Here is a 23474-nt window from a genome sequence, read left to right as displayed (position 1 = left end):
AATTCGGACTAGGGAGCATATCCGGATAACAACCGTCTCTCTAGTCCGACTTTTTCGGACTGCGTAGTGTCTGGGTGCAATGGAGGGTATTTATGGGTCAACATGGCGGGATACACTGATATCCCGCCCACCCCAAGGCACAATACCAAACGCAACCCCCGCTAATGCCCATAATCCGTTTGCTAATACCGAATATCCGTTTGTTAGGCGCCCAACCTCCGATATTTCCCGGAATATAGCAAACTTATGTTTGTTATCAGCCAACTTCCGTTCTCTCTCCCCGTTTGCAACAACCTGTCACACTTGTGACGGGCTCATTGTCCAACCTGCCACCACCCCTGGCAATCATACAGCCACAAAAAAGCAGCCAAAGCCCGGCTGCTCGTAATCCGCCATTATTTAGTAGCCTTAAGTATCGGATGCGCAAACTCTACGATGGCCCCGCCTGTCGGTCCGTTCCGTACACTAAGCCCATAGGGCACGCCGAAATAGGTAAGCAACCGATCGTGCACATTTCGCAGCCCTACGCCTTGCCGACGAGCAGGTTCATCCGTCTGAACCGCCAGCAGCGTCTCCGCATGCTCGCCGAAGCCCGGACCGTTATCACTCACCTCGAACCAAATGCTGGCTCCGTTCATCCTCCCCTTGATGACGATTTTGATGCCGTCCTCCTTCACATGGCCGTTGGCGTGTTTGATGGAATTCTCCACCAGCGGCTGGAGCAGCAGGCGGAGGCAAGGGAGCTGCTGCAGCTCATCCTCCACTAGGAAGATAACCCGAATAGGGATATCGGTCCGGTTGTTCTGGATTTTCACATAAGCGCGCACATGCTCCAGCTCCCGCTCCACCGTCGTCAGCTCTTTCCCGTCGTTCAGACTGAGCCGCAGCAGCTTACCGAGCTCGCTGACCATCTCGCTGATGTCCTTGGCCTGACGGCTCTCCGCCTTCCAGCGGATCGATTCCAGCGTATTGTAGAGGAAATGCGGATTGATTTGATGGGTCAGCACTTGAAACTCCAGCTCTTTTTTGTCCTGGGCCGCCTTCTCCGCGCTCTGCACCAATTGATCGATCCGATGCACCATCTGATCGAAGCCGCGGTACAGCCATCCGATCTCGTCGTTGCGGTCGATCTGCTGGCCAAACTCGGACAGATCCTGTCGGCCCACCTTGCGCATCGCTTTCACCAGCCTCTGGATCGGCCCCGTGAATTTGACGGTAATGTAGACGACTATGACGATCGAGAGCAGCAGGTAGAAAAATAGAAACGATAAGCTGAGCGTCTCAATCCTGGAGACCGGCTGCGCCAGCACAGCCAGCGGCACCATGCTCACCAGCTTCCAGCCGTTGTTGCTTAATGTAGTGAACGTCGCCGCGTAGTCGATTCCATCGATCGAGAACGTGCCCGAGCCACGCTCCTGGTTGCGGATAAACTCGGTCAGGCGACCGTCTTCCAGACGAGTGCCTAGGCGGCTTGTGTCTTGATGGTACATCGTCACTTGGTTCTCATCTAGCAGCATCAACTGCTGGGATTCCTTCATCTGCAGCGGCGCCAGAAATTTGTTAAGCAGCGAAACTTTAATATCGATGACGACGACGCCGATTTCCTCCCGGTTTTTGAGGCTGTAGAGCTGTTTGATTTTGGAAAGGGTCGGTTCGGTATAAATAGTAGGGTTATGCTCCGGCAGGAACAGCTCCCAGAATGGAGGAGAGTTGTCTCGGATCCGCTTGAACCAAGCCTCCCGCTCAATATCGAGCCCATTGAAGATCGTATACTTGAACGACTTGTATCGGTCGGGATCGATCGGAAACAACCGGATCGTGTACCCATTCGTTTGATTTTGCAGCAATCCGGTATATTTAATCAACCGCTCGGCGAATAGCAGCTCTTCCAGATCGGTCTGCGGCTCAGTAGCCAGCAGATTCTGCAGCTCCTCCGAGAACATCAGCTCGTTCTGAAAATTACTGGCCATATTCAAATAATTGTCCAAATTTTTGCCGCTCTTGTCCATGATCTCCATGGAGGCTTCGGTATTGACCTGGCGGATCGCTTCAATCGATTTGTGGTAAGAGAAATACCCGACGAAGCCAAAAGGGAACACGATCAAGATAATAAACAAAATCATGAATTTATGACGAATGGAAAAACGGCTCGCTTCGCGAAATCGATTATTCATCAAGCGTGTTCACCCGGCTATTGCGATACTCTTGAGGCGTCAATCCGAACCTTTTCTTGAACAACCTGGAAAAATGCACCTTATCCTGATAACCGACCATCTCGCTGATGTGGTACACCTTCAGATTCAGATCCTTCAACAGCTCGCGAGCCTTGTCAAGCCTGGATTTGGTTAAATACTCTAGAAAGTTGTAGCCGGTCACTTTTTTGAACAATTTGCTCAACCAAACCGGCGTCACATGCACATGGTCGGCAACCGACTGGAGCGTGATCGGTTCGCAGAAATGCTCCGAGATATACTTCTCCGCCTCGAGCACGATCTGATTTTGTCCCCCGAACTGCTGCTGAATGCTGGCGGACGTTCGAATCAATTGCTGCGTCAATTGCTGCTGCAACGACTCGAACGTATCGAATCGCTCCAGGTCCTCCCACATGAAGATTACGTTCTGCTCCCACTCCGTCTCTCTCCATCCCAGCTTCTGAGCTTGGCGAAATACGCCCAACAGCCACTCGAACGATTTGTGCTGCAAATCGCTCGTTCGCTTCACACCCCAGCTAGCCGCCAGCTCTGGAAATCCCATCATCATCCTATCGATGTCCTCCTCGCTGCCGGCGACCAGTCGCTCCGCAACAGCCCGGGCGCTTTGCAAAATTTCCGCGCCCTTCATCACGGAAGGCGTCATGCCCGCTTCCACCCCGGCCTCGGGATTCCAGCTTACCTTGCGATAGACGAGCGCGGCCTCCGCTTCCTGGTACATGGCATAAAGCCGCTCCAGGCCTCCGCATTCCGTTGAAAGCCCGAAGCTGACCGAGACGGAGACCGCTTCTCTGACACGGGCCGCAATCCCCATGGAATGCGCCTCGCAATCGAGATCGTCTGTGTGCGTGTACATGCAGATCCATAAGCCTTGTCGGGTCTTCACAAGAATGGAATCCTCGACGGCGTGCTCATCCAGATAATCCTGAATCGCGCCGCCTACGGCAGCTTCCAGATCCGCTTTTTCGCGGTCGGATTTCCGTTCCGTTAGCGCTTTCAAATCATCGATGCCGTACAAGGCCAACTGAAATACTTGCTCCGGCAGCCACTCCAGTCCGAGCTGTCCGAACCGATATTCGAGCTTGGCCTCGAGCCCTTTGCGATAGGGCCGATCGAACAGCTCAAGCAGCGTCTCCTCCCGAAGGCGTGGAAGCATTTCGTCCATGCTTTGACGCATAGTAATTTCCCGATGGCGGTCCTGCTGCCGCTTCTGCAGCGCTTCTACGGTCTGTTTCACCGCATTGGCGAGCTCCTGTAGATTGACAGGCTTCAGGAGATAATCCGTCACCCCCAGCTTGAAAGCTTCCTTCGCATATTGAAAATCGTCATAGCCGCTAATCACGATCATGCCGCCGTCGAAGCCGATTTGCTCCAGCTCCCGAATCAGCTCCAGTCCGCTCATCAGGGGCATCCGGATATCGGTGACGATCAAATCGACGGGATAACGCGCGACGGACTCTAGCGCCCCGGGACCATCGTCCGCGGTATACACCCGATCGAACCCCCACTCTTTCCAAGGCGCTTGAGAAGCCAAACCATTGCGAATTTCCTTCTCATCGTCTACAACAAGCACACTGTACATCTCGTTGGCCCCCGTTCTTTTTCTCTTACGGTTTTCAAGCATTATACCATCCGGCATCGATGTTGAGTCGAAATATTTATTGGAAACCAATTCTGTCTAACTAAAAGATAAAACCCTCCGATTCCCAATTGCATTCGGGAAATGGAGGGTCGGTCGCTCTATGGCTTGACGCCGTTCAGCGCGCTGATGCGAATGTCGGCAGGCTTCACTGGACTTCCTTTACGATTGGTTACTCGCACCTTCTTACGCTCGCCTGGCCGCATATTAAAGTAATTGTCGGAGAACAGCGTGTGATCGATCGGACATTCCAGCTTCACGAAGCGGGCGAATCGATCCGTGCTTAGCTCGATCTCGAACCCGTCAGCCGTCGGAGTGCAAGTCGACTGCAGTCGGCAAGGGCTGAACCGCAAATCTTTCTGCTCCGCGAAGAAGAAGTAATTGTCATAAACCTCAGGATACGAGCTGCCGATGCGAATGAATCGGTCGCGGCGGTTGATCACCCCGAACCTCCACTCCGTCTCCGCCGCTTCGTACGACGCGATCTGCTTCGAATGATTAGGGGCAACATCGGCAAGAATGCGCTCCTCATAAGCGGTGTTACCGAAGCAGTCGGTCACCTCCAGCACGATCGTGTCGCTGAAGCGCGTATCCGTGTCGTTGGTTACCCACACCGTGATACGTCCGCCGCTCTCTTGGAAGGACAGCAGGATCGGACTGAAAAATCGCCGGGCGTAATAATAGGAAGCTTTGGGGAACAAGTAATAGTCGATCAGACTCCAGCTGATCCCGGGCCAGCAATCGTTCAGCTGCCAGATGAGCGCTCCGCTGTTCTCCGGCTTGCGGCGGCGGAAATGCTCTACGCCGAATTTCAATCCTTCGGCCTGACACAGCATCGAGAAGTCGATGTATTCGTCCAGGTCGGACGGCAATCCCGAGTAGGCTGCCATCGTAATCGTCGCCTTCTCCGGCTCGTAATCCTTGTTGCGATAATCGAGCTCGAAGCTGCCCAGATACAGCTCGGACTCCGGGATGCTGCGCCGCAGCGTCTCCTTCACCGTGCTGCCGTGTATGCCGAACTCGCTGCTGAATTTGGACGTATCCTCGGCGTAGCGGCGATAGGAAATGCCGTAAGCGGAGACGTTCATATTGGAAGCCTCGCCGTAGTGTCGCGGATAGACGTCACCGGCCCATACGGCCCAGTTATGCTGATCGCCTTCGTCGAAGCTGTTGGGATCGTTGCCGCCCCACGGCGAGCTCGGCCAATACAGTCGAGTCGTATCGAGACGCTCCAAAATGGAAGGCATCAGCTCGTGGAATATTTTCTCGCCATAGAAGCGGTAATCGCTGCGGTAGTACATCTTCTCGCTGTGAATGGCCTGATTCTCGTTGTTGCCGCACCAGATGGCGATGCAAGGATAGCTGCGGAGCGCCTTGACATTGTGCTCGACCTCGCGGGCTACGTTCGCCATGAAGTCGCGGTCGTAATCCGGGAACTCGCTGCAGCTGAACATGAAATCCTGCCACACCAGGATCCCTTGCCGAGAACATTCCTGATAGAAGATGTCCTCCTCGTAAATGCCGCCTCCCCAGACGCGCAGCATATTCATGTTTGCTTGACGGGAAAGCTCAATCAAATCTACGTAGCGCTCCGAGGTCAGAGAGCCGGGGAGATTGTGCGCCGGAATCCAGTTGCCGCCTTTGGCATAAATTTCGCGGCCGTTCAGCACGAACGTAAACCGGGGCTTGCCGTCCTCCGAGCGCTGCTTCACGGCTATTGTGCGGATGCCGACCTCCTGCCTCCGTTCATCCACAATTCGACCGTTCGCCAGCAGCTGCGTATCCAGCTCGTACAAGCTAGGCGTCCCCTGATCGTTGGTCCACCAAAGCTCGGCTTGCTCCACCCGGAATTGCACCGAAGCTTGTCCGTCTTCGCCGACAGCCGCTTCGAACCGATACTCGCGGCCTCCTCGACTCAGCTTGTAGCTCATCGCCAGCTCTGCGGTTGAACCCGGGCTTCGATCAACCTCAGCGTCAATAGCTACCGTAGCCGAACCGTCCGCCTCGAGCGACAGCGTACGGAAGAACACATGCCGGAGCGAAGCGCTATCGACTATGCGCAAGCCAACTTCCCGCCAGATGCCGGTGGTAACCAGCCGCGGACTCCAGTCCCAGGAATAATGAGCCGCGCACTTCCGGAACCAGATACGTTCATAATTGATCTTGGACCAGAACTTAGAGACGTCCTTCTGCTTGGCCGCTTCTACCACGGATTCGAACCGTACGACGAGGACGTTGTCCGTCTCCCGCAGCCGACCGGTCACATCGAGCGACAACGGGACGAACATATTGTCCGTTCGCGCCAGCTCCGTCCCATTCAGATAAATCGCCGCCAATGTGTCCAATCCTTGAAAATCCAGGAACACCCGGCCACCCGCAGGCTCCTGGACCGGAGCATCGAATACTTGGCGATACACCCAATCCTTCGCCTCTACCCAGCGGCATGCATGATCGTTCGTAGAATAATAGGGATCCGGGATGACGCCGTGCGCCAGCAAGGAGGTATGGACATCTCCCGGCACCGCCGCCGTCAGCCAACCCTCTCCCTTATAATCAGGCCGATGGACCGCCGGCGCCAGTTCCTCCGCCGTCTCCAATGACCGTATCGACCAACCTTCATTTAGCTTGATCCAATTGCTGTTCTCCATGTCGACGATTCCCCTTTCCCCATCATCTTAGCGGAAAGGAGAACCGTCTCCTATGAGGCAATCTTGAATCTTACTGGGAAAAATCCGAGGTTATCGCTCCGTTCAGCGATTCCTTTGCGCGGAGCGGATGGCGCGAATCGCCATTCGGGTCGGATGCAGCATAGACTCCAGACTTTCAGCCGAAGCGGGAGCGTTCAATAAGATGGCGTCCAGAAACCGGTCGAATTCGGTATAGCCCGGCTTCTCGAAGTCGATGCTGCCGCAATCCCGATCTCCGATGACCAGTCGGGTTCGAGCTCCGCCATCCGTCGACTCGAGAATCCCCTTCGTTCCGAATAGGCGTAGATGGTCGTTCCCCCATTTGCCGAACCCCGGCTGATTGAGATAGTTCGCGACGCCGCACGCAACTCCGCCGTTCTCCAGCTTCATCGTTAGCGTGGCCGCCATACTCAGCCGGCCTCCCGGCACCGGGTTCCCTAATGCGGTCTCGACCGCCGTCACGTCGATCACTCGCTGCATAGCAACTTGCTCTATGAAGCGAAGCAGATAAATCCCGACTTGCCCGACCAGTCCTCCATCTACATCGGGGTCTTGCGGCCGTCGGTCGTGGTAGGGATATGATTTCTGCGCAAACACCTGCACAATTTCACCGATTTCCCCCGAGCGGACGATGTCCCGCATGGCCATATAGGGCTGGGCAAACTCCAGTGCCGACATCTCTCTGAAATGTCTGCCGCTCCGACCGGCTGCCTCAATAATGGCGTCGAGGTCGCTCTCCTGCAAGGCGCACGGCTTCTCCGCCAGTACATGCTTGCCGGCCTGCAAACAAAGAACGGCATCTCGAGCCTGATCCCTTCGATAGGGCGAGCACAGCGAGATGACGGACAGACGAGAGTCCCCTAGCATGGCCTCCAGCGAATCATAGGCTTGGACACTTACATTTTCCGGCATTTTCGTTGGGTCGATCACAGTCTCCAAGCCTACATGCGCCAGCAGCTCCGCCTTCGGATGGTTCTGCAGCAGTCTGTGAATTTGATGTCCATTCGCCCCATAGAGGCCGATTCCCAGCTTTTCTCCGTTCATAGCAGATCGCTCCTTTTGAGGTCTATCATAAAACGGGAGGCCAGCAACTACAAGGAAAACATCCATTTTCAGCCAAATTCATCTCTCTATACAACAGAAGTGTCCTATAATCAGCTAACTTTTCTAGCAGTATACTGGAGGTGTCTTTCCTGTAAGCGCTTATTTTTGTAAAAAAGGAGGTGAGCTTTACTTAGAATGTCTCCATGAACTCTGATCGGCAGTTTGGACAAACAACAATTCTAAGAAAATGGCGGTGCATTTAATGAGATTAAGGAAATCCAGGAAATCGTTAACCGTATTGACTATCGCCACTTTAGTGGCAACCAGCTTCGGGTACTTCGGGGCTCCCCCCGCTCCAGCCGCTGCCGCTTCCATCGAGGTCAACGTGGCCAAGGGCATCCAGGACGTAACGACCAACGGCATTGCGTCCCGCAACGGCAAACGCCTTTCCCTTGTAACGGACGGCAATCGTTCCGCAGCGGAATACGCGCTCATCAGCACTTCGGCAGGCGCCAAGTATGTGCAGTTAAATTTAGGCGAATCGCATTCCATCACCAAGGTCAATATTGTAAACGATTACAATCCGGATGCTCCGCGAGCCGGCAAAGACATTGTCATCCAGCTCTCGAACGATTCGACCTTCGGCTCCGGCGTGACCACGATCTATAACAACGATGCGGACAATAGCTCCGGTCTTGGCGCAGGCAGCGACTCCGAGTATGTCGAACCCTCTTCGGGGGACGGCATGACGGTCACGCTCGGCACCCCGGTCAACGCCCAATATGTCCGATACTGGGCGAACGGGCATACCCGGACGCTGAACAACGCATACAACGCAGTCAACACTCCGATCGAGATTGAAGTTTACGCCTCTCTCCCTGGATTAAACAACACCTTGCCCTCCATCTCCACTCTTGCTGCAAGCAATCTCGCCAACAATTCCGTCCAGCTGTCCTGGACCAGTCCGGGGACGAGCGGCATCACCGGTTACGATATCCGCTATGCCTCCGTGCCGATCACCGAAGGCAACTGGAACGACGGCGCCGTCGTCAAGCGGGTCGTAGGCGAGCCGGCAGTTGCGGCAGTCAGTACGACGCAGCAGATGACACTCACCGGACTCCCGCTCAATACTAGCAATTCGAAGCTCTACTTCGCCATCAAGACGGTGAACGGGCTCACGAATGCTTCGGCCTTATCCAATGCGGTGGAGGTAACCTTGCCTCTGTCGGTTAACGTCGCGCTCAACAAAACCGTGACTTCCAATGGGACCGCCGGCAGCGGAACCTCCTTGACAAGCGTCACGAACGGCGTGCTTACCCGCAGCGACTACGCTCTGATCTCGACTTCCGACGGCGCCAAGTACGTACAAGTCGATTTGGCCGACGACTATGAAATCGTAGGCGTGAACCTGCGCAGCGACTGGGGTTCGGACGCGCCGCGTTACGGTCTCGACTATGTCGTGCAGCTGGCCGATGACGCGGGCTTCACATCGGGAGTCGTCACGGTCTTCAATAACGATGCGGATAATACGCTCGGCCTTGGAGCCGGCACCGACCCGGTCTATGTCGAGCCGGTGGACGGAGCCGGTTGGACGATTCCTCTGCAGACGCCGGTGGAAGCCCGCTACGTCCGCTTCTGGGCCAACGGACATACGCGCACGGCAGGCACGACGAACACCTCGAATACACCGGTAGAGGTACAAGTGTTCGCGAAATCGAAAGACGTAACTCCGCCTTCGGCCATTGCGGACTTGACGGCAACCAGCGTCGGCTGGAAGAGCGTCGGGCTGGAATGGACGGCTCCTGGCAACGACGGCAATACGGGAACGGCACTCGAGTACGACATCCGCATGTCCACCTCGACGATTACGAGCGGCAATTTCAGCTCCGCCACCCAGCTGACCGGCGCTCCGACGCCGCTCGCGGCGGGAACGACGCAGACGTTCTCCTACGGCGGCCTGCAGCCGAATACTACTTATTACTTCGCTATGAAGGCGAAGGACGAGGCTAATGCCTCCGCGATCTCCAACGTGATCAGCATCACCACGCCGACGTCCGATACGACGGCGCCTGCGGCCATCTCGAATCTTGCAGCGGGCCGCGTGAACAGCAAGAGCGTCCAGCTGTCTTGGACGGCGCCCGGCGATGACCTGAACGCCGGCACCGCCGCCTCGTATGAGGTTCGCTATTCGACCTCCCCGATCACGGCGGGCAATTGGAGTTCGGCGACGGAAGCGATCGAAGAGCAGATCCAGCTGACGGCTGGTTCAGCGATGGTGTATAACGCGAATGAACTCGATACGAACGAGACCTATTACTTCGCCGTCAAGACGAAGGATGCCGTCGGGAACGTATCGCCGATCTCGAACGTCGTCAGCGCGACTACGGTAGCGGCCGCTCCCGATTCGGTGCAGGTCAGCTCGATCGCCGCGCTGCAAACGGCCATCAACGGCGCTCCGCAGTCCGGACGTATCATTACGCTCGAGGCCGGCGTGTATGACGTTACGTCGAACATTACGATCAACGGGAAAGACAACATTACGATACAGGGCGAAACGTCCGATCCGGAAGACACCGTGCTTCGAGGACCGGGGATGTCGAGCTCGCTCGGCCAAATTTTCGACGTAAACGGCTCCCACTATTTGACCATTAAGAACTTGAGGACCCAGGATACGAAATATCACGGCGTCAAGATCAACCTGGGCTCCAACTACTTCCTGGCGGATAATATGGTCGCGTGGGATCACGGCGAAGGCGGCTTCAAAGTAACCGCTAATACTTGGACCGAAGGCAAGCCGTACTCCGATTACGGCACGATCCGAAATTCCAGCTTCGGTTACACCACGGCCGGCAACAATACGGTCGTCGAAGCGATCGACATAATCGCCGGTTTGAACTGGAAAATCCAAAACAACCGATTTGAGAATACGTACAAAAGCGTTGGAAACGGCGTTGCCTATGCCGTCTTCGCGAAGGGCGGCTCTCGAGGCACGCTCATCGAGAACAATGAGTTCCGCAACAACTTCACTGCCATTTCGTTCGGCGGTGGAGGTACCGCGGCGGCCTATTTCCGGCACGGGGTCGGTACTTACGAGCATTACGACGGCATCATCCGGAACAACATCATTATCAAGACGACGGATGCCGCTGTGTATATGAATAAAGCAACCAACTTCCAAGTGTACAACAATACGATTTTGGGCGTCGGCTCCGGTGTCGGCGCGATCGAATCCCGTTACGTGCAGAGCAGCGGGATCGTGAGCAATAATCTTATGAACGGGATTATCAAGAACAGAGATTCCGGTACTTACACGGGCTCGAACAACATTCTGAACGCCACGATCGACTATATGGTGGACGCGGCGGGCGGCAATTACCGATTGAATCCGCTGAAAGCGTCGGCAGCCATCAATACCGGGGCCACTTTGACTGAAGTGCCAACGGACTACTACGGCACGGCACGTCCATACGGTGCCGCTTATGATATCGGGGCGGTCGAGTTTACGCCCGACGAGACGATACCGCCGGCAGCCATCAGCGATCTGAGCGCCGTCGATGTCACAATGCGCAAAGCTACGCTTACATGGACGGCACCCGGAGACGATGGTATGGTCGGGACCGCGCATGCCTATGACTTGCGGTACAGCACATCTCCGATCACGTCAGGCAATTGGGCTTCCGCCATACCGCTGAAGGCCGAGCCGACTCCGGCTGTTGCGGGAACGACTCAATCCTACACGTATTACGGCATACCTGCCGGCGGCACGTATTATTTCGCTCTGAAGACGATCGACGATATGAACCAAGAATCAGGGTTGTCGAACGTGCTTGCCGTTACAACGACGTCTAGCAGCACGACCGAGTTCAATGCTGCCGAAGATACGACGATTAGCGGCGCAAGCATTTTGGGCAACTCGGCAAATCTAACCGTCAAACACAACACAAACACCAACGAGAACATATACGCCTTGCTGAAATTCAACATCTCGGGCTTCTTGTCCGGCTCGACTTGGAATGCCAAGCTGTATCTCAATCTGAGGACCGCAGGAAGAACGGATATTCCGGTTACCGTCTTCGGCGTGTATGACGACAGCTGGTCCGAAGCCACGGCGAAGAAAAACGTAGAACCGAATTTGACGAACGAAGTGGCGCTCGGCACGTTCCTCACGAACGAGCTTGGCGTGATCGAGGTCGATGTGACCGATTTCGTCAACAGCCAGCTGGCCGGCGACGATATCGTCACGTTGCGCTTGGCCGACCTCTCTGCGAACAAGTATACGGCCACATTCGAAAGCTCGGAGAGTACCGTGAATCAGCCGTTCCTCCTGATCTATGACGGCACCGATTCGATCGCTCCGGCGGCGGTATCGGATCTGGCCGCTTCTAACCCGACGAACAAGACGGTCGACCTGGCTTGGACGAATACCGGGGACGACGGAGTCACTCGGAACGCGACCAGCCTGGACATACGCTACAGCACGTCGCCGATCACGTCGGGGAACTGGAGCAGCGCGACGCAGGTATCCGGCGAGCCGCTTCCGACCGCGCCGGGAACGGCGCAAGGCTTCACATTGTACGGTCTTAATCTAAACACGACCTACTATTTCGCCATGAAGACGCTGGACGACGCAGGGAACGCTTCCGCGATCTCGAACATCGCTTCGAGCACAACCTCCGCGGGCGTGAATGTAGCCGCGAACAAGTCGGTTACGGCCAGCACGAGCGACCTGATCTCCAAGCCGCTGAGCGTCGTGACGGACGGCAGCTATCTAGGCGTATACGACTACGTGGGCATTCGCACAACGGCCGGACCGCAATATTATCAAGTCGATCTGGGCGCTTCGTATACGGTGAACCGTCTGCGCATCGTCAACGACTGGGGCGATTCAGCCGCGAAGTATAGGACGAACAAAGACATGATCATTCTGTTGTCCAACAATCCTACCTTCTCTACGGGCGTTACCGTCGTCTACAACAACGACGCAGATAATACGGTCGGCCTCGGTGCGGGGACGGATCCCGAATATCAAGAGCCTGTAGGCGGCATCGGCACATGGTTCGATCTGACCTCGCCGGTCTCCGCCCGCTATGCAAGAGTGTGGGGGAACGGCCACGTTCGAGTGGACAACAGCGTCCATGCACTCAATACTCCGATCGAATTCGAGGCTTATGCGGATCCGGGCGACAACACGGCTCCGGCAGCCGTGAGCGACCTGACGAACGAATCCATGACTTACGACAGCATCGATCTCTCCTGGACGGCGCCGGGCGACAACGGAACGAGCGGCCAAGCGAAACAATATTTGCTGCGTTACGCTTCGTTCCCGATTACGGCTGACACTTGGAATTCGGCCACTCCGGTCAGCGGACTGTCCTTGCCGAAGACCAGCGGTCAACCGGAGCTGGCGACCGTAGGCGGACTGACCACGAACGCCACGTACTATTTCGCCCTGAAGACAGTGGACCTGGCGAATAACATCTCCGCGTTGTCGAACGTCGTAACGGCTACGATCACCAACACCGATACAGTAGCACCTGCCGCTATTGATGATCTAGCGGTGCAGCGGATAGGCCCGAAGAGCGTCCGCCTAGGATGGACGGCGCCTGGGGACGACGGCGAGACGGGCAGAGCCACGTCGTATGAGGTGAGATACTCGACTTCGCCGATTACGGAAGGGAATTGGAGCTCGGCTACGGAAGCGATCGACGAGCTGCTGCAGCTGACCGCCGGTTCCTCCATGGTGTATCAGGCCAACGAATTATCGCCGAATACGACCTATTACTTCGCGGTGCGCACAACGGACGACGTAGGCAACGTCTCGGCCATCTCCAACGTAGTCACCGGATCGACTGCCTATGCCGTTCCGGACAGCGTAATCGTGACGTCGCTTGCCGACTTGCAGAACGCCATCGATACGGCGCCTGCCTCGGGACGCATCATTACCCTGGCGGCGGGCACCTATTCGCAAACAACGTCGATCAACATTACGAACAAGGATCACATCACGATTCGCGGCGCCACCTCTACTCCTCAAGACACCATGATTATCGGCCCGGGCATCACGAGCGCACTCGACATCAGCATCCGGGTGAACAATTCCAACTATGCGACGATCCGCGATCTTGCGATCAAGGAATTCAACTACCATGCCATCCAAGTCAATTCCGGCTCCAATTATTTCCACGCAGATAACATCTATGCTTGGGACCTGGGAGAAGGGGCGTTCAAGACGACTTCGGGTGCTCATTCGCAAGGGGGGCTTTATTCCGACTACGGGCTCATCGAAAATTCCGTCATGGGCTACACGACTCGAGGGGCCCGCGGCGCCGTCGAAGCGGTCGACATTATTGCCGCTCGGGGCTGGATCGTACGAGGCAACTCCGTGTACAACGCTTACTACCCGACCGACAACTCAGTCGCTTACGCTCTCTTCGCCAAAGGTGGCTCGATCGATACCATATTCGAGAACAACTATATCAAGGGCAGCGACATTGCAATTTCCTTCGGCGGAGGCACGACCGGCGCCCAGTATTTCCGCAACGGCATTCTCGGCGTAGAGCATTACGGCGGCATCATTCGCAACAACGTCATCCACAACACCGACGACGCCGGCATTTATTTGTCCTACTCGCAAGGCTTCCAAGTGCTGAATAATACGCTGATCAATATCGCACCTGGCGTTAGCGTTGGCGGCGTCGAATCCCGCTTCGCCGTCAGCAATGGAGAAATCCGCAACAACCTGATGGATAAGCCGCTCAAGAAGCGCAATAGCGGGAACTACACCGCATCGAACAACATAGAAACGGTGCCATCGACTTGGTACGTCAATCCTAGTGCAGGCAACTACGCGCTGAATCCGAGCACGGCCTCCGCCGCTATTGATACGGGCGCTTCGTTGCCTACGCTGGTACCGACGGATCGCCTCGGCGTCAACCGGCCGATCGGCTCGGGCTACGACCTCGGCGCCATGGAGTCCGGCACGCCCGCGACGGATACTACTGCTCCAAGCGCGCCTAGCGGCTTGACGTCCGCCGGCGAGACGGGCACGACTGTCTCGCTGTACTGGACGGCCGCGACGGATAACGTCGGCGTCGTCAGCTATGACATCTACGCCGGCTCGACCAAGCTGAATGCGCTGCCGGTCACCAGCACGAATTACGTCGCTTTCAACCTGAATCCGGTCGCTTCCTACTCGTTCACCGTGAAAGCGAAGGATCGCGCGGGCAATGAATCCGCGGCCAGCAATGCGGTGGTCGTCACCAGAGCGGATACGACTCCGCCAAGTGCTCCGACTTTATCCAGCACAGGTGTAACGGATACGACCGTCTCGCTCAGCTGGACGGCTTCGACCGATAATATCGCCGTTGCCGGGTACGACGTTTACAATGGCGTTACGAAGGCGAACAACAGTCTGGTCTCGGGCTCGACCTATACGGTTACCGGGTTGACCCAAGCCACCTCGTACACGTTTACGGTAAAAGCGGTAGATACGTCGAACAACGCCTCGTCCGCCAGCAATAGCGTGACGGTGACGACCGCGACCTATGTCCCGCCAGATACGACGCCTCCAAGCGTACCTGGGAACTTCCGATCAACGGCATCCACGCAAACGACCCTGTCGCTCGCCTGGAATGCTTCTACCGACAACGTCGCCATTGCCGGCTACGACATCTATCTCGGGGGGACGAAAGTCAATGTGACACCGGTGACCGGGACGACCTATCTCTTGACCGGTATCGCAGCCGATACTACCCACTCGCTCTACATCAAGGCGGTCGATACCTCGGGCAACTCCTCGGCAGCCAGCAGCACGATTAGTCCGAGGACACTCGAGTATCCACCGGCAGGAACGCTTTCCCGCACGGGCTGGATCCCCTACGCTTCCAATACGGTCAGCATGAGCAATGCGCTGGACGGCAAACGAAACTCGCGCTGGTACACTACGGTCCATACACCATCGTCTTTCTATCAAGTCGACATGCTGGCGGAGTACGAAATCTACCAAGTGATGTTCCATAACGGCACCGTTGCGGAAAATTATAATATCGACTACACAATCAAGGTATCCACGGACGGAACGACGTGGACGACGGTCGGATTGGGAGACGGCAACGGGACGAGATTCGTTTACGGCAGCTTCACTCCCGTAACCGCACGTTATGTGCGCGTTGAGCCGGCCACCAACGGTGCAGGCTGGTGGGGCTTTACGGAGCTCTACGTGTACGGCGAGTAGGCTTAGGAACCAATAAGAGCCTGACTGGGGATATCCCGGTCAGGCTCTTATTCTGCTTGGCGTCGGGAGTGGTAACATTAGTCTACTTGGTGAAATTCGGCGGGCGGTGGCAGGTTAGGTAGGGTAATTTTGGTCTACTTGGCGGATTCGGCGGGCGGGAACGGCGGGCAATGTAGAGTTTTAGCGGACACAGGAGTCCTTATTCGACGACCAAGTGAGCAAATCGCCACTTTTCCCTCAAATAAAATCTTCCATGTCCGCAAAACGTTTGATGTTGGCCTACAGTAAATGGCTGATGGCGGGTAGTTTCATCTCATCGCACCTTCCATAAGTAGCGAATTACAATGCGATAACCCTGCCTGTCGCCTGGGATTCGAAAGCGCCTAGAATAACCTTCAAGGAGCGCAACCCCTCTTCGCCGGAAATGCTCGGCGGGGTACTGGTCACGATGGACTGCACGAACGCGGCAACGACGCCGCTATCCGTCTGCTTCTCGTTCGTCGCCATAGCGCCGACCTTGTATGTATCCACATTGCCGTTGCGAAACTTCACCGTTACTTCATCGCCCGAAGGGGCGCCGATTTCCATCACGCCGTTCTCGCACCACAGCACCGTGCTGTTGTCGCCGCCCTTGTAGTACGTCCAGCTCGCAACTAGCGTACCAATGGCTCCGCTCTTCATCCGGAGCACGCAGGTCGCGTTATCGTCCACATCCGTGCCTTCCTTGTGCAGCGTGCTCACAAACGCAGCAACATCCGCCACCTCATCGTTCAGCAAATAACGGATCAGATCCGACTTATGAACGCCGAGGTCTCCCATGGCACCCATGATCGCCTCTTCTTTACGGAAGAACCAGCTGTCTCGTCCATCCACGCTCCAACCTTCGGGTCCCGGATGGCCGAAAGTGGTACGGAACGTAAGCACCTTGCCCAATTTGCCGCTCTCCAATATTTCCTTTGCCTTCACATGCGGCGGCATCAAACGTTGGTTGTGGCCGACCATCAGATACACGCCGTTGCGACTGGCGGCATCGATCATTGCTTGCCCTTCCTCGGCGGTTGCGGCCATCGGCTTCTCGACTAGCACATGGGCGCCGGCATTCGCAGCGGCAATCGCTACCGGGGCATGCAGGGCGTTCGGCGTACATACGCTGACCGCATCGACCTTCTCGTGCTGCAGCAGTTCCTGGTAATTGGCATAAGCCTTAGCGCCGTGCTTCTCCGCATATTTCTCCGCTCTTGCTATCACTGGATCGCAGAAGGCGATCAGCTCTACATTCGGGTTATGCTCATACTCGGGAATATGACGACGCTGCGCGATCGCCCCGCAACCGATGACGGCTACTTTTATTTTGTTCATGGTTATGAAAACCTCCTAAAATAGGGTCTATAGAAATCATACTATTTCACGCTATAAATGGAAGTCGAAATAGGAGGAAAATGGTTTAAATAAACTACTAGTTTTTTGTTTAGTATTGTTAACGGTTCTAATGTCTGCTTAGATTTAGTCTTGCTGCATGTCTTATTCGTTTTGCTTTATTCATATGTTCTACCACTAGCAATTTGCTTAAAATCTCTACTGGGGTATTGGGGTTTTGCGACAGTGCTAGCCAAACCGTTGGTTCATTAGTCATGAAAAGAAAATAAAATTCCTCGCTTGATAAATCCGTTCTCCTCGCAAGCTGTTCGTTATGTAGCACGTTTATCAATCTATGCAATCGAGCCGAATCTTTATTTTTTAGTATGGCAGACTCAAGCAATTTTCTCTTTTCAGGAGAGGAAGGGTTCTTGCGAATTAATGTCTCTAACATCCATGTATTGCCGTGAAATTTATCAAACAAAATCTCAGTCTCTTCTAAGCTAAAGTTACGTTGAGTGTAAATATCGCTAGCTAATGTCAATAAGGCTTCGTCCACTAGCTCAGCTAATTTCCACATCACTTCATATTCTTGTTTGGTATGTCCTAAATGAATGAGGGCAATGTTTCTGTCAATAAGATCATATGCGATTGTTTTCGGGAGCGGCCGCTTATATAGAAAAACCAACTCTTCCCACACAGCAGCCTCCATATCCGTACTTCTAAGCCTATGGTAGAGCTCGGACAGCACGTCTTCCGTTATTTCCGAATTAACTTCGGTGCCTTCTAGCAGTTGTTCGATTAAAGCACTATAATTCATTTTCTCCCCCTTTATTAAATCCTTTAAAACTTTATCACGCCCAGAGCAAACTCAACAGCGCTTTCAGCATGAATTCTGGTTGTGTCATACACAGGGATGTTGCAATCGGCTTGAGAGATCAAGAGGGTTATTTCGGTGCATCCGAGTATAACGGCTTCTGCTCCATTCTGAACAAGATCGTCGATAATCTTTATATAAGCTTGCTTGGACTCCTCCTTCTTTATCCCAAGGCATAGCTCTTCATAGATGATGTCGTGCACAACGGCTCGATCTACCTCATTCGGCACCATTACCTCGAGTCCATACTTTTGCGTAAGCCTACCCTTATAGAAATCTTGTTCCATGGTAAAGGCCGTTCCCAGTAGCGCTACTTTTTGGATGCCGTCTTTTACTATTTCAAGCGCCGTAGCGTCTGCAATATGAAGGAGGGGAATCGATACCGCCTGTTCCACTTCCTGCGCCATCTTGTGCATAGTGTTCGTGCAAATGACGAGCAAGTCCGCTCCCCCCGCTTTAAGCTTCTGGGCAGCTTCCACCATGATTCTTGTTGCCTCCGGCCAGTTCCCCTCATGCTGCAAAGTCTTAATCTCGTGAAAATCTACGGAATACATCAGACTCTTGGCGGAGTGATGGCCGCCTAGTTTCTTTTTTACCACTTGATTAATAATTTGGTAGTAGAGCAGCGACGACTCCCAGCTCATGCCGCCGATCAGGCCAATCGTTTTCATGGTACAGTCTCCTCGCTTGTGGTTAAGGCGCGCCTTTCGACCCCCAGGAGCAACCGAAAATATCTCTTTCTTCGTAGTTGTTCCTGCCCAATCAGCGACACCAGTGACTATTGGTGTAAAACCAGATTAATAGTATTAACATCGGCTATGAAAAGAACCGCGGTTTACTGACCTGCCGTGTACTCTGCCAAATTCCCGAAGCATTCAATATAATTTCTTTTTGGTTTTCCCGTACACAATCCTTTTAGTCACATAAAATGAAAGTCCCACTGATATCAAAAGAGTTAAAAGGTTCTCTAAATAGACATCAGAAATAATTGAAGACAACATCGCGTCTACAAACACCCGAATTAATATTAATAACACAATAAACACTGCTACAGAATAAAGTGTTTTCTTCATGCTCAACATATTACAATTGTTCCTCCCTTGAAAAACTGTTTCATTTGTCATACAGAATAGAACGAATCCATAACGAACTGCTCCTTGGTTATTCAACTTGTCGTACTCACCCGTTAGCTTAATGAATACAGGTCACTTCGTAACCTTTAGTCCCTCAATTATTTCTTCAACGCGTTCATCCTTAGGGAAACCATTGTGTACATAGTAAAACAGTACATTTGCTATTTGAAATTTGGTGTGCGGTACAACAAGTGCTGTTGCCGTCTTATCTTCAAACTCCTTGAGTCCTTTTTCAGTTTCCTGACTGGAGGAATAAACATAAAAACTAATCAATTGATTTTGATTAATTGTATAAGTCTCCGGTTTGACATCTTGCAAGGTCCGTAAAAATACATATTCTGGACTTAATCCTTCTGGCTTTATTAACGGAATACCATATGTCTCAAATGATTTTTTAATCTGATCTGACGTAATCAATATTTCATCTGTTGTACACCCTGTTGAAATGAAGCACATTAACAGAAGAACAATCTTTACTATTCTCATGCATTACCCTCCATCGTAAATATCCTATAAGAAAGGACGCTAAAATTATACGAATGTTGCGGTAATCTGCCCGTTCGTTTAATGAACTAATCTGCACATCGATGGTAACTTTCGCAAATTGTCATCCCTTTAATAATATACGATAGATGGGATTGAGCTCTTCCTAGGTCAAATCGAGATCACGTCGATCTGCCATTTGCCCTCTCTCTTCACTAGATGAAAAGTTAACGGCTGCAGCTTTTGGTTCACGCTTAGATTCGTGACGGTCGCTGTTGCAGTGTCCTTGGACTCCTGTACCTCCATCTTTAACTCGAAGGGGAAGTCGGACTGGGAAAGCAACAACTCACCGGCATTGTTGTACACGCATAACTCCGCCAGACGTTTTCCGATCTCGGGATCCTTCTCCCCCTCCAAGATTCGAAGCGCCACATATTGATCAATCACGTCCTTCACAGACTCCGGGTATTTCGGGATCGTGACGGAAGAACGCTGCCAAACGAACTTGCCGTCTTGCAAATCATACTGCCGTCGCACCCTGTAATTAAGAACGTCATAGCTGGACCGGTGCTGAACGTACCCATCAATCTGACCATTATGATCCGAATCCTTAGTCTCATCCGTTCCAGAGCCAGATGCAGCCGCACTATAGGCGAAGGTTTTCACTTGATTGCCCGCAACTTCATGAATACTGAACCCGTTCATGGGACCGCCGTTGCTCAACTGAGCGTAGATATACGTATGGGGGAGATTCTGCAGACGAACGAGCTTAAGTTCCACCACTCCGTACGCTCGGACGATGTCGTTCGTGAGCGGTTCCAGCTTGCCGTCTCGTTCCCGCAGCACATACACGCTTCCAATTCCATCGGATGCTTCCGCCCCGGGATAGCCGAATGCTAGAATTACTTCCTCGTACCCATCCAGATCCAAGTCTTGTTTGTGGAAAAATTGTAAGTCTCCGAGTGGCTTGGGCTGCAGGGACTCGATATAGGCTTGGGCGGTCTTCTTCTGATCGGAGAGGGGGGCCACCAGGCTGAGGACGTAATCCTGATAGATCAGCAATCGTCCGTCAGGCAGTAGGAACAGTTGGGAATTCATGTAATCCGGGCTATTCCGTTTTGTAGCGAAGAGGGGTTTGCCGGCCGCATCGAAGGCGAATACATTCCCGCCGTCGTTGGCAAAAGCAACCGTCCCTTTGGAATCTGTCACGTAGGACTTGGTAGCCCCATACTGGCGATCACTCGGAAAGAAGCTCCATCGGACGGAGCCGTCCCATGCTAGTGAGGCGGCCCCTGATGGGCTGAAAGGAGCATAACACCCGTCCGCATAGCACGTCATGTTGTAGGAGAAAATCCCCTCCACTGTACGATTCTGAACAACTCGGCCGTCCACCCGATTCAAACGTACCCAGCCCTCCTTGCTCTCCATGAGCAGCGGATCTCCATCGGCTGTGAACTGGACGGGAACCGGATTTGAATTTATCATCTGATGCTCCCACACAGGCTTGAGATAGGCGTCCATTCTCATATAGCGGTGAAACTTGCCGTTCGGTTGAAGAGTCTGCAGATAGATCGAGCCGTCTGGCCCAAGATTCAGTTGTCCGTTCAAGGCAGGATCTTCAGCTTGGGCCTTCAGTGTCCCCTTCGAGTCATATTGCAGAAGTCCGGTCGACGTGGAGATCACAACCTCCTGGTTGGGCAGCAATAGCCAGGATCTAGCGCTCGGAACCGTCCAGGAGGCGAGACGAGTGCCCTCTTTTCTAAGGAGGTTGACGGTATTCTGGTTATTCGATTCATTAGAATAGGATACCACGGCGATCGTTCCTGACTTGGTGAACTGCATCGAAAGCAGCATCAGGCTGGACATGTCCAGTTCAAGCCGCCATAACGTTTTGCCCTCCGGGCTGATGGCTTGCATCACGCTTTTTCGGTTGGCCGATGGGGTTGAGAAGCTATAAGCCGTACCATCCGGTCCGAAAAAGAGCGAAGTCGTCACAGCAAGCGCCCATTGAATCTCGTAGGCCGAAGATGACTCCAAGCTATATCGGGCAGGGGATTTCGGCGGGACTATCGCGGGAAGCGGAGTTGAGCTGGCCGGACGGGCGGTTGCGGCACCAGCAACCGCAGTAGCCTGTGTTGCGGATGGCGCAAGAGACGGGCTTATGGGTGATGCTGTTGTCGTGACTAGCATCGAAGATTCCGGCGTGGATTCGACTGAGGGGATGTTGGTAGTAAGGCTGGATTCTTGTTGTCCAGATTTGCCTTCCTGAGATTGAAGGATCCAGAACGTTGGTGCGCATACGGCAACTAATAGGAGAAGACCCGCATAAGGTACCCACTTATGCTTGTACCACATAGATAAATCCCCCTGATCTGCTTTTTGAGGTTAATTTTACCATAAACCTCAGGAATACGGGTACAGTTATCCTACACTTGAAGCTGCGTTAGTATGGCTCCGAATGGCTCGTTCGAGCTCATCTAATAACCGTTTTCCACCTAGAATTGGATTTTCAGAAATCCGTTTATACTCCTTTTCAAGCAAGGTGGAGTAGGCCACTTCGAAAGCTTGGTCTTGAGGAACTTCTAAATCGGGGGTAACTCCTACTCCCTCCCAGTTCGTCTGAGTGATCGGGTTGATGGCCCGGCCAAACGGGATAAACACTTCGAAGTCGTTGTTAATCCTGTGGAAGCCTCCAGGATGCGCCCCACCTCCGGTTCGTTCCCCCACGATAGTAGCTCGTCCCATTGTCTGCAAGTTGTAAGCAAACTCTTCCGCAGCGGAGAATGTTCGATTGCTGGTTAGGATGTATAGCGGCTTGATGCCGCCGAATTTTTTCCCGGGCACATAGGGTAAAGTCCAAAATTGCTTGATCTCCTCGTTTTTCCTAAAGTAAAAACTATTCAAGTGCTTCGGATCTGGATCGAGCAAATAGGTGGTTAGAAACGCTACCATATGGGGGTCGCCACCAAAATTTTTCCTGATATCGATGATCAGACACGATGTGTTGGCAAGAAAGGTCATAGCACTGGCAGCTGTTTCCGCGGCATGCTCGGGCGACAAAAACGCGTGAAATTCCAATAGGCCAATATTGCCTTGGAGCCGCTCAATCTTTACAAATCCGTAATTGTCCAGTTGAATCATCGTCATAAAGTGATCTGCCGGTACTGTATCCTTCTCCTCCGCCCGATCCTCAGTTGGAGGCAGCTGCGGGTTATAGCGGACATTCAAATGCTTGTCTTTTGAAGTATTTTGTAGCTGAGAGGTTAATGTTTTCGCGAAAATTGTAGGGTCAATCATCCCTCCATACTCGTTGTCGTTCAATCGTTGTGTGAATTCCTCTTGCATACGCTGAGCCATGTCGGGAAATACATAGTTTTGGATCAACAACGTTGAAAGCGATTGAATCGTTTCTCCGTGGGTTTGGCGCTCCATCTTAGCCCCTCCTAATTCAAACTGCCCTTCTCAACCCCGAATCGTATGGCGGCTTCAAGTATAACAATGTTTATATCATTTAGCGTTTTGAACTTAATGCAATATCCGCTCACACTCGCCTTACCGATTTTTTTCGCATATGTCTGGATTAAGTATTTCTTTGATAAGACTCTCTGGTTTTTCCATCAGCATATTTTATGTTGTGAACTCCTTATCCTATATTAGGATTAGAAACCGTTATATTTTCATTATTTTTACCATCCAAGAACCATAACTTACAAACTGGCATTACTTGCAGAATGATGCGGTGCAACTCTTGCATATCACTACGTTTGGGTTCCGGTTGGCTGGTAATATATTGGCCGCAGCAGCATCCGAGT

The 23474-nt window shown here is 53.3% G+C and carries 11 protein-coding genes; 1 reads left to right on the top strand and 10 read right to left on the bottom strand.

Translation table 11 applies throughout. The features are described from left to right. Positions 1-395: 395 nt before the first annotated feature. The 4 genes from PKO02S_RS13010 to PKO02S_RS12995 form a co-directional block, all read right to left on the bottom strand. The gene (locus tag PKO02S_RS13010) at positions 396-2174 is read right to left on the bottom strand and encodes a cache domain-containing sensor histidine kinase (protein WP_127583407.1); all 1779 of its coding nucleotides are present in this window, start codon (positions 2172-2174) and stop codon (positions 396-398) included. Next, positions 2167-3792, bottom strand: coding sequence for a response regulator (locus tag PKO02S_RS13005; protein ID WP_164821430.1), 1626 nt, complete (start codon positions 3790-3792; stop codon positions 2167-2169). Before PKO02S_RS13005 ends, PKO02S_RS13010 begins: the two co-directional genes overlap by 8 nt. 158 nt (positions 3793-3950) lie before the next feature. Beyond that, positions 3951-6497, bottom strand: a complete 2547-nt coding sequence (locus PKO02S_RS13000) for a beta-mannosidase (RefSeq protein WP_127583403.1) — start codon at positions 6495-6497, stop codon at positions 3951-3953. A 102-nt stretch (positions 6498-6599) separates the two neighbouring features. Continuing rightward, entirely contained in the window at positions 6600-7580 is a 981-nt protein-coding gene (locus PKO02S_RS12995; RefSeq protein ID WP_164821429.1) for a Gfo/Idh/MocA family protein, read from the bottom strand. 262 nt (positions 7581-7842) lie between these two features. Between PKO02S_RS12995 and PKO02S_RS12990 the strand changes: the two genes are divergently transcribed. Then, the gene (locus PKO02S_RS12990; protein WP_164821428.1) at positions 7843-15813 is read left to right on the top strand and encodes a fibronectin type III domain-containing protein; all 7971 of its coding nucleotides are present in this window, start codon (positions 7843-7845) and stop codon (positions 15811-15813) included. A gap of 339 nt (positions 15814-16152) precedes the next feature. On the opposite strand, the gene PKO02S_RS12985 is transcribed toward PKO02S_RS12990, so the two are convergent. The 6 genes from PKO02S_RS12985 to PKO02S_RS12960 form a co-directional block, all read right to left on the bottom strand. Then, positions 16153-17172 (bottom strand): Gfo/Idh/MocA family protein, encoded by a 1020-nt coding sequence (locus PKO02S_RS12985; RefSeq protein WP_127583397.1) that lies wholly within the window; start codon positions 17170-17172, stop codon positions 16153-16155. A gap of 127 nt (positions 17173-17299) precedes the next feature. Beyond that, a complete protein-coding gene (locus PKO02S_RS12980; RefSeq protein WP_127583395.1) occupies positions 17300-17989 on the bottom strand; it encodes a hypothetical protein in 690 nt (229 codons plus the stop codon). 23 nt (positions 17990-18012) lie between these two features. After that, a complete protein-coding gene (locus PKO02S_RS12975) occupies positions 18013-18717 on the bottom strand; it encodes an aspartate/glutamate racemase family protein (RefSeq protein WP_127583393.1) in 705 nt (234 codons plus the stop codon). Positions 18718-19251: 534 nt separating this feature from the next. Further along, complete coding sequence (locus tag PKO02S_RS12970; RefSeq protein WP_246066962.1) at positions 19252-19665, bottom strand: hypothetical protein; 414 nt, start codon at positions 19663-19665, stop codon at positions 19252-19254. Positions 19666-19833: 168 nt separating this feature from the next. Beyond that, positions 19834-22017 (bottom strand): hypothetical protein, encoded by a 2184-nt coding sequence (locus PKO02S_RS12965; RefSeq protein ID WP_127583391.1) that lies wholly within the window; start codon positions 22015-22017, stop codon positions 19834-19836. A gap of 66 nt (positions 22018-22083) precedes the next feature. Next, positions 22084-23094: a S41 family peptidase gene (locus PKO02S_RS12960; protein WP_127583389.1), complete on the bottom strand. Its 1011-nt coding sequence runs from the start codon at positions 23092-23094 to the stop codon at positions 22084-22086. Between the last annotated feature and the right edge of the window lie 380 nt (positions 23095-23474).

It is taken from the genome of Paenibacillus koleovorans NBRC 103111, assembly GCF_004000845.1.
Lineage (GTDB): Bacteria > Bacillota > Bacilli > Paenibacillales > NBRC-103111 > Paenibacillus_AA > Paenibacillus_AA koleovorans.
This window is presented reverse-complemented; position numbering and strand designations above follow the sequence as displayed.

What these genes read in the sequence shown, in the direction of transcription:
- PKO02S_RS12965 (WP_127583391.1), bottom strand. Translation starts at nt 22,017, where the DNA reads ATGTGGTACAAGCATAAGTGGGTACCTTATGCGGGTCTTCTCCTATTA.
- PKO02S_RS12995 (WP_164821429.1), bottom strand. Translation starts at nt 7,580, where the DNA reads ATGAACGGAGAAAAGCTGGGAATCGGCCTCTATGGGGCGAATGGACAT.
- PKO02S_RS12970 (WP_246066962.1), bottom strand. Translation starts at nt 19,665, where the DNA reads ATGAGAATAGTAAAGATTGTTCTTCTGTTAATGTGCTTCATTTCAACA.
- PKO02S_RS12985 (WP_127583397.1), bottom strand. Translation starts at nt 17,172, where the DNA reads ATGAACAAAATAAAAGTAGCCGTCATCGGTTGCGGGGCGATCGCGCAG.
- PKO02S_RS13000 (WP_127583403.1), bottom strand. Translation starts at nt 6,497, where the DNA reads ATGGAGAACAGCAATTGGATCAAGCTAAATGAAGGTTGGTCGATACGG.
- PKO02S_RS12960 (WP_127583389.1), bottom strand. Translation starts at nt 23,094, where the DNA reads ATGGAGCGCCAAACCCACGGAGAAACGATTCAATCGCTTTCAACGTTG.
- PKO02S_RS12990 (WP_164821428.1), top strand. Translation starts at nt 7,843, where the DNA reads ATGAGATTAAGGAAATCCAGGAAATCGTTAACCGTATTGACTATCGCC.
- PKO02S_RS12980 (WP_127583395.1), bottom strand. Translation starts at nt 17,989, where the DNA reads ATGAATTATAGTGCTTTAATCGAACAACTGCTAGAAGGCACCGAAGTT.
- PKO02S_RS13005 (WP_164821430.1), bottom strand. Translation starts at nt 3,792, where the DNA reads ATGTACAGTGTGCTTGTTGTAGACGATGAGAAGGAAATTCGCAATGGT.
- PKO02S_RS13010 (WP_127583407.1), bottom strand. Translation starts at nt 2,174, where the DNA reads ATGAATAATCGATTTCGCGAAGCGAGCCGTTTTTCCATTCGTCATAAA.
- PKO02S_RS12975 (WP_127583393.1), bottom strand. Translation starts at nt 18,717, where the DNA reads ATGAAAACGATTGGCCTGATCGGCGGCATGAGCTGGGAGTCGTCGCTG.